Origin of the sequence: uncultured Lactobacillus sp. (genome assembly GCF_902491705.1) — a bacterium.
GTDB lineage: Bacteria > Bacillota > Bacilli > Lactobacillales > Lactobacillaceae > Lactobacillus.
Genome location: NZ_CABUIW010000008.1, coordinates 45799 through 53797 on the forward strand (window position 1 = coordinate 45799; position 7999 = coordinate 53797).

Genomic DNA, 7999 nt, shown 5'->3' on the forward strand with positions numbered 1-7999 from the left:
TCACGTGATTCAATCATACTATTCAATTGAGAATAAATCAAGATTTATTCAGTTTTCTTCTTGTTTTTATTTAAAAATGCAATCTTATTTTTGGCTTCATGTTCCTTTTGATCGCGTCCAAAGAACCAGGCAATAATCATACCGATAATTACCATTACTACTAAAACTACGATCAAAGGCAATTTAACCTTAAAAAAGCCGAAATTAATTGCAACAGGTGATGTATTAAGCACCACAAAAATTACGGCAATTAAAGCAACAATCGAGCCAATAATTAAGTTTCTTTGTTTTTCCATCTATACTACTTCCTAGAAGCAAATTTTAAAGAAAGCTTATCGCCAATAGTTGGGAACAAGTTGTAAAGCTTAGCCAATGCAGCCAAACTAAGTGGTAAATTAAGCTCGCGCTTGTCACTGCCAAAGAAGTGAACTACTTGCCAAGCAACATCATCTGGATCAAGCATGAATTCTTGAACATTTTCAACATAATGACCAGACTTATCAGCAATGTTAAAGAAGTTAGTATAAACAGGACCTGGGTTAACAGTCATAACTTTTACACCAAATGGCTTAAGCTCTAAGCGCAATACATTAGAGAATTGAATAACTGCAGCCTTAGATGCACTGTAAGCAGCTGATTTAACAGTAGGAACCTTACCAGCAATTGAACCGAAGTTAATGATTTGACCAGTCTTTTGTTCCATCATTACGCGGCCAACTAGTCTAGTAAAGTACATCAAGCCTAAGACGTTAACTTGGAACATATTAGTTACGTCTTGCATCTTTTGTTCCATAAATTCTTCAAACTTGCCAAAGCCTGCGCAGTTAACTAAAAAGTCAATATGCTTAACTTGCTTAGTAATTTCATCAAAAGTCTTTTCAATATCATCAGGCTTACCCATATCTGTTGGAAAGACATAAGCTTCAGCACCTGATAATTCCTTAGCTTCTGCAGCGATTTCTTCTAGACGTTCTTTTCTTCTAGCAATCAAAATGACAGTAGCACCGCGACCAGCACTTTCAAGGGCAATGGAGCGACCAATGCCACTAGAAGCACCTGTAATAATAACAACTTTATTTCTTAGTGAATCTTTCATTATTCTGCACCTTTCATCGGAATATCAATACGATCAAAGTCATTTACCAAGACTGTATTCGGAAATACCTTCTTAGCTTGATTTTCTAATTTTTTAGCCTTTGCACCCATATAACGAGCTGATATATGGTTTAAGCATAGTTTTTTAACATTTTCTTGACGAGCAATCTTAGCTGCTTGAACAGAAGTTGAATGGTAATAATTATGTGCCATTTTACTCTCGTCACCTGCAAAAGTTGATTCGTGAACCAAAACATCTGCATCTTTAGCCAAACGAGCTATGCTTGGCGTAGAGCGTGTATCGTAAATGATAGTTACAATTCTACCAGGCTTTTCTGGGCCCAAAAAGTCTTTGCCGTTAAGCGTAGTGCCATCGGCCAAAGTTACTTGTTCGCCACGTTTTAGCTTACCAAGAAGTGGGCCATTAGGAATATTATACTTTGCTAGTTTATCAATTAAAAGTTCACCTGGGTGAGTAGCTTCAACTACTCTAAAACCAAAACTTGGAATACGGTGATCTAGTCTATCCGTATAAACGCGGAAGCCTTTATCTTCACAAATTAAACCTGGTTCAGATAATTCTACAAACTTAATAGGATAAGAAACCTTAGTTCTTGAAACTTGTAAAGATGTACGAACGAATTGTTCAATTCCAGCTGGTCCATAAATTGTAATTGGGCCTACATCCCCTTGAAAAGAACGGGTTGAAAGCAGTCCTGGCAACCCAAAAATATGATCGCCATGGTTATGTGAAATAAAAATTTTAGTGATTTTACGTAATCTAATATTTGTTCTTAAAATTTGATGCTGAGTAGCTTCTCCTACATCAAACAGCCAAATTTCGTTAAGCTCATCTAATAATTTTAACGCTACACAAGAAACGTTACGCTGCTTAGACGGCTGCCCTGCACCTGTACCTAAAAATTGTAATTCCATGAAAATCCTATTCTACTTAAAATTTTGAATGCTTAACAATTGTTTTGGTGATATACGCACTGTAATACTTAGATCCTTCTATATTAGGGTGTGTATGATCATCATAGAACCAATTTGGATGATTCTTCGAATATGAATACCAATCAATTATTATAAGATTATGATACCGTTTTGCACCCTGTCTTAGCAAATCGTTAACTGGTTTTTGCCAATCTCTAGTTGGTACATGCACATTAATCCAGAAAACTTTTCTCTTAGGTCCGACTTCATGCATGACTTTATCTAAGTCACCCATAGAAAATGGACCATTTGTACCTAAGCCAATCAATACATTATCAGCCAAAACGCCTTGATTTTGATAACTATCTAATAAGCCAAATGCAACATTTAATTGTCTAGAAACTGCTGCATCAACTAGTGCCTTAGGCATTAACTTCTTTAAATCGTTACTTGCACCAGCCATTACGGAATCACCGATTGCTGTAACTTGAACTTTTTGTGCTAATTGCAAATCAAGCTGTGAAATACCATATTTAACATAAGATTTATTAACTGGATGTTTCTTAGCATTCTTTTCTGCTTGTCTAATAATCTTGGATTTAGCTTCTTTTTTCTGCTTTTGCTTTTTAAGCTTTTTAATCAGCTTAGCATTATCGCTCTTTTGATCTTTGGTATTTTTCTCAATTCTTTGAGCTAATTGACTTTTATTAAAATCTTCTGCTTTAGCTCTTGGAGAAACAGCAATTGCAATACTGCCTAAAATTAGTACAAAAGCCGCAAATACTGCTTGAGTCTTTTCAACGTAATCTTTTGTCCCTAAATCTAAAACTCGTGCAAAGTAAGCTTTAGTTTTATCCCAGCTGATTTTACCCATTGGTTTTTCAATTAAGCGATACGTAACTTCACTAATTAATAGAATCAAAACTATTTCTATTACGTGATATAGCATTGGATGTTCGCCGATATTCGTGAATTTATCTTCAAAAAAGATCATCACTGGGAATTGGTAAAGATAAATACCGTAACTTCTTGAACCAACCCAATCGAAAATGACATTAGTCATAACTTTATTCCAATGACTTGCAGGATGGGCTATAACTGCCGCAAATACGCAGACAATGAATGTAAATAAAAGCATCCCGCCGCAATATGCAAATGATTGTTGTGGATTCATTGCCTTTGAGAAATACATAACCAAAAGCAAAATAAAGGATACTAAGCCAGTTAAATCAAGTAGCCAACTAGTTTTCTTAGGTACATTAGGATTCAATTGCTCTATTGGCCAAATAATCGCTAAAGCTGCTCCTAAACCTAATGATAAGAATCTCGTATCAGTTCCATAATAAATACGGTTAATATCAGCTTTTAACAAATACAAAACAGCCATTTCAATAGCAGAAGCTAAAGAAAGACCTATTAAAATCCAGAAAATATTCTTTTTTTTCTTAACTAATTTTACAAGCAAGAAGATAACTATTGGCCATAAAATATAGAACTGCCCTTCTAGTGACATTGTCCATAAATTGGTAAACGGAGACTCATTAGCCGCAAAACGTTCAAAATAACTTTGACCATTATGAATTTGCCAAAAGTTATAGACGTTCAGTAAATTAGCCAATACAATCTGATTCAATTTAGCCAAAAGATTGCGTTGAAAAAGAAAAATGTACGCCGCACTTAACCACAAAACTGAAATTAATTGCGGATAAATTTTCTTAATTCTGCTCAAATAGAAATGCTTATTATCATAGCTTCCAGTTCTATCATATGAATTAAGCATATGATCCGTTACAAGGTAACCTGAGAGCACGAAAAAAATCGGTACACCCAGATACCCTCCCATAAACGAATTAGGATCAAGGTGATAAAGGATTACCCCAATCACCGCTAACGTTCTAAGTCCAGAATATCCTGTAATAAACCGATTTTTTCTCATAATCTATCTCTACTCATTATTTATTATTGTACAAATTCGAAGACAAACTTACCGATAGCAACATCGTCTCCGTTGACTGCACCCTTTTCACGTAAGGCATCATCAACACCTAAACGCTTAAGTCGTCTAGCTAAACGCATGATACCATCTTGGTGATCTAGATTGGTCATTTGAACCAATCTCTCCAATTGTTCACCCTTAACTACAAATTCATGCTCGCCAACTCTTTCAACTGTAAATTCGTTCTTTTGTGGTGCTTTGTACTTGTATTCCTTAGTCTTTTCAACTGCCTTAGGTTCTTCTTGTGCACGCTCTTTTTCAACTTCTTCAACCAAGTTAGCAGTGTCACTCATTAACTTTTGTACACCTTGGTGCGTTACACTAGAAATTTCATAAACTGGTTCATCATTGCCTTCTGCTTGCAATGCTTCTTTAAATTCCTTGAGCTTATCTTCAGCACCTGGAATATCCATTTGTGAAGCAACAATTAACTCACGCTTTTTAGATAAATCAGTTTCGTAATTTTGCAATTCTTTTCTGATTGTATGATAGTCATCGATGGCTTCGCGACCATTATTAGGATCCATTGATACTAAGTGCAAAATTACCTTAGTTCTTTCAACATGGCGCAAGAATTGAATTCCAAGTCCTACACCTTGGCTAGCACCTTCAATTAACCCTGGCAAGTCAGCCATTGAGAAATCACGTCCATCTGGCAAAATTACCATACCTAAGTTAGGAGTTAAAGTGGTAAATTGATATGCCGCAATCTTTGGCTTAGCCTTAGTAGTTACTGATAAAAGCGTAGATTTACCTACTGATGGGAATCCTACAAGTCCTACATCAGCCAATAATTTAAGCTCTAAGCGTAAAACACGGTCTTCACCCGGTTCACCATTTTCGGCAATTTCAGGTGCTGTATTAACACTGGTTGCAAAGTGAATGTTGCCGCGTCCGCCACGACCACCTTTGGCTACAACTAATTCTTGGCCTTTTTCTACTAAATCGCCAATTAATTCTCCAGTATTATAGTCATAAACTGTTGTCCCAACAGGCACCTTTAAATAAAGGTCTTTGGCTGCTCTACCATATTGAGACTTGATACGACCATTTTCGCCACTATCTGCCTTAAATTTACGACGATAACGAAAATCCATCAATGTACGCAAACCGCTGTCAGCAACAAAAATAATGCTGCCGCCGCGACCACCGTCGCCACCAGCTGGTCCGCCATTTGGAACGTACTTTTCATGGCGGAAAGCCACCATGCCATCGCCGCCTTTTCCGGCTTGTACTTCAATTTTAGTCTGATCAACAAATGTTGGCATGCTTATCTCTTCCTTCCGTCTTAATCTAACTTTTAATACTATACCACACAAACGCGCATTCTTGTACGTTTTCTTAAAGTGTCAATTTTATTGTTTGTGCTTGAGGTAAAGTTAATCCTGCAGCACGCAAATCATCAACTGAGGCTTCTTTAATCTTCTTTAATGAACCAAAAGTTCTAAGCAACTTATTTCTAGTCTTAGGACCAATTCCTTTAATTGAATCCAATCTGCTTGATAAAGCATTCTTTGCATGACGTCTTCTATGGAAAGTAATGGCAAAACGGTGAACTTCATCCTGAATTCTAGTCATTAAGTAAAAACCTTCTGACTTTGGATCAAGTGGAATTAGTTTTAAAGGAATACCGTTAATTGGATCGCCAAACAAAAGGTGGTTAGTTCTGTGCTTGTTGTCTTTGACCATACCAGCGACTGGAATATTAAGGTTTAACTCATTACGTAAAACATCTTCACAAGCATCAACTTGAATTTGACCACCATCCATCAAAATCAAGTCAGGCATTTTCTTATGCTCACGTAAAAGTTGACCGTAGCGTCTTCTAACTACTTCACGGGTATTACGTACTTCATCGCCACCATTTTGGTGTTCAACTTCACCTTTTAATTTATACTTTCTGTATGATGTCTTATCTGGTTCACCATCTTTAAAGACAACTAATGCTGAGACTGGATCTGCACCTTGAATGTGCGAGTGGTCAAAACTTTCAATAATATGGCCATATGGCAATCCCAATGCATCAAAAATTTCTTTTTGTGCACCCTTAGTCTTACGGTTACCTAATTCAAGCAGTCTAAATTTATCATCCAGCTTTAACTTGGCATTATCTTTAGCCATATCAAGCAAAGCTCGCTTCTGTCCTCTTTGAGGTGTTCTTACAGAAACTTTAAGCACTTCTGATAACGTATCATTATCAATTCCTTCAGGAACCAAAACTTCTTTAGGCAAAACGCGATTTCTTTGTCCATAAAATTGAACTATAAATGAAGAAAATGCATCTTCTGGATCAGTTGTATCTGTTAAAGGAAACATTCTTGTTTCTCGTCTAAGTAATTTTGCCTGACGCAAAAAGAAGATTTGAATTGAAATCCAAGATTTATCAACGTAGTAGTTAAAGATGTCACGTTGAGTATTGTCATTAGAAATGATCTTTTGTTTTTCAACTGTTTCTTCAATATATTTTAGTTGATCGCGAATTTCTGCTGCTCGCTCAAACTCTAATTGCTCAGAGGCTTTCTCCATCTTGGCAGTTAGATCTTGTTTTACACCAGCAATATCACCATTCAAAAAGCTCTTAATCTTCTTGATTTGTTCATCATATTCTTTTTGTGGCACCTTTTTAAAGCAAGCACCAAGGCATTGTCCCATATGATAATAAAGACAAGGTCTACCTTGATAACCATGACAGCGTCTTAGTGGATAAACTTTTTGAATAAACTTTAACGTTGCTTGTGCTGCATAAACGTTAGGATATGGTCCAAAATAATAGCCGCCATCTTTATGTACGATACTAGTTAAACGAGTTTGCGGATCATGCTCACGCGTAATTTCAATATAAGGATAACCAGTTCCTTGCTTTAATTGCACATTATAATATGGTTGATATTTTTTGATTAAAGTAATTTCTAATAAAAAGGCTTCCTTATCTGTAGAGACCGTAATAATGTCGTAGTCTCTAATTTCACGGACTAATTCAGCACGACGTCCAACTTGCTTGCTCTTAAAATAAGAACGCACTCTATTTTTTAAATTTTTAGATTTACCTACATAAATAACTGTGCCATTAATGTCTTTCATTAAGTAGCAACCAGGCTTTTCTGGTAAAAGCTTCAACTTATTCTCGATTAATTGTGTTGCCATTCAATTTCACCCCAATGAAAAATTCGCAATTAATAGTTTAACACAGCTTTTTTAAGAAGATATTAACTTTGCTTGTAAGCGATAGCTATCTAGACCAAAACTTGATATATTTAAAGAAAATGTCTAGGAGAAAAAATGATGACTAACATAGTTTTTGATTTAATTAACCAATTTGGCTACCTGGCCATCAGCTTTTTAATCGCAATTGAAAATATCTTTCCCCCTATTCCATCAGAAGTAATCCTTTCTTTTGCCGGATTTGCGACGCATCACTCACAAATGACTGTTCCTTTAGTTATAGTGGCTGCCACAGTCGGTGCTGTTTTAGGAGCAATCATTCTTTACTGGATCGGTACTCTTTTAAATGAAGAACGCCTTGAGAAAATTTTTAATCATAAAATGTTTAAAATGCTCGGCTTTAAAAAAGGCGACGTTCAAAAAGCAATTGCTTGGTTTGATAAATACGGCACAGGCGCAATCTTCTACGGTCGCTGCATCCCCGTTATCAGAAGTTTAATTTCTATTCCAGCCGGCACAGCTCGCGTTAAATTTTCTAAATTTTTAATTTACACCACTACTGGTAGCTTAATCTGGAATATCATCTTAGTTTCCTTAGGTTCATACATGGGCGAAAACTGGCAAGTAATCGTTACTATTTTTGAAGAATATTCATTGGTTATTACTGGCATAATCGTGATCGCGTTAGTATACGGATCATTTAAGTGGTACAAAAATAAAATAAAAGCTGACTAACTTAAAAGCTGAAGTGAGACCCAAAAGTTAGACACTTTTGGGTCTTTTATTATGACTAAATTTAATAAAGAACAA

7 protein-coding genes are annotated in these 7999 nt (G+C 36.0%); 1 reads left to right on the forward strand and 6 read right to left on the reverse strand.

Features of this window, described 5'->3' with window-relative positions; all coding sequences use genetic code 11:
- Positions 1 to 44: 44 nt before the first annotated feature.
- The 6 genes from RDN22_RS03000 to uvrC form a co-directional block, all read right to left on the reverse strand.
- Positions 45 to 296, reverse strand: a complete 252-nt coding sequence (locus RDN22_RS03000; RefSeq protein WP_308555769.1) for a lipopolysaccharide assembly protein LapA domain-containing protein — start codon at positions 294 to 296, stop codon at positions 45 to 47.
- A 5-nt stretch (positions 297 to 301) separates the two neighbouring features.
- Positions 302 to 1096, reverse strand: coding sequence for an SDR family oxidoreductase (locus RDN22_RS03005; RefSeq protein ID WP_308555771.1), 795 nt, complete (start codon positions 1094 to 1096; stop codon positions 302 to 304).
- Complete coding sequence (rnz, locus tag RDN22_RS03010) at positions 1096 to 2031, reverse strand: ribonuclease Z (RefSeq protein WP_308555773.1); 936 nt, start codon at positions 2029 to 2031, stop codon at positions 1096 to 1098. Before rnz ends, RDN22_RS03005 begins: the two co-directional genes overlap by 1 nt.
- A 16-nt stretch (positions 2032 to 2047) precedes the next feature.
- Positions 2048 to 3967 carry an acyltransferase family protein gene (locus RDN22_RS03015; protein WP_308555775.1) on the reverse strand — a complete coding sequence of 640 codons (1920 nt, stop codon included), beginning with the start codon at positions 3965 to 3967 and terminating at the stop codon, positions 2048 to 2050.
- A 23-nt stretch (positions 3968 to 3990) separates the two neighbouring features.
- Positions 3991 to 5295, reverse strand: coding sequence for a GTPase ObgE (gene obgE, locus RDN22_RS03020; protein WP_308555777.1), 1305 nt, complete (start codon positions 5293 to 5295; stop codon positions 3991 to 3993).
- 73 nt (positions 5296 to 5368) lie between these two features.
- Complete coding sequence (uvrC, locus tag RDN22_RS03025) at positions 5369 to 7171, reverse strand: excinuclease ABC subunit UvrC (protein WP_308555779.1); 1803 nt, start codon at positions 7169 to 7171, stop codon at positions 5369 to 5371.
- A gap of 138 nt (positions 7172 to 7309) precedes the next feature.
- On the opposite strand from uvrC, the gene RDN22_RS03030 reads away from it, so the two are divergent.
- The gene (locus RDN22_RS03030) at positions 7310 to 7924 is read left to right on the forward strand and encodes a DedA family protein (RefSeq protein ID WP_308555781.1); all 615 of its coding nucleotides are present in this window, start codon (positions 7310 to 7312) and stop codon (positions 7922 to 7924) included.
- The last annotated feature ends 75 nt before the right edge of the window (positions 7925 to 7999 follow it).

Excerpts from the sequence above, each read along its gene's own strand:
- RDN22_RS03000 (WP_308555769.1), bottom strand. The coding sequence starts at position 296 with ATGGAAAAACAAAGAAACTTAATTATTGGCTCGATTGTTGCTTTAATT.
- RDN22_RS03005 (WP_308555771.1), bottom strand. The coding sequence starts at position 1,096 with ATGAAAGATTCACTAAGAAATAAAGTTGTTATTATTACAGGTGCTTCT.
- rnz (WP_308555773.1), bottom strand. The coding sequence starts at position 2,031 with ATGGAATTACAATTTTTAGGTACAGGTGCAGGGCAGCCGTCTAAGCAG.
- RDN22_RS03015 (WP_308555775.1), bottom strand. The coding sequence starts at position 3,967 with ATGAGAAAAAATCGGTTTATTACAGGATATTCTGGACTTAGAACGTTA.
- obgE (WP_308555777.1), bottom strand. The coding sequence starts at position 5,295 with ATGCCAACATTTGTTGATCAGACTAAAATTGAAGTACAAGCCGGAAAA.
- uvrC (WP_308555779.1), bottom strand. The coding sequence starts at position 7,171 with ATGGCAACACAATTAATCGAGAATAAGTTGAAGCTTTTACCAGAAAAG.
- RDN22_RS03030 (WP_308555781.1), top strand. The coding sequence starts at position 7,310 with ATGACTAACATAGTTTTTGATTTAATTAACCAATTTGGCTACCTGGCC.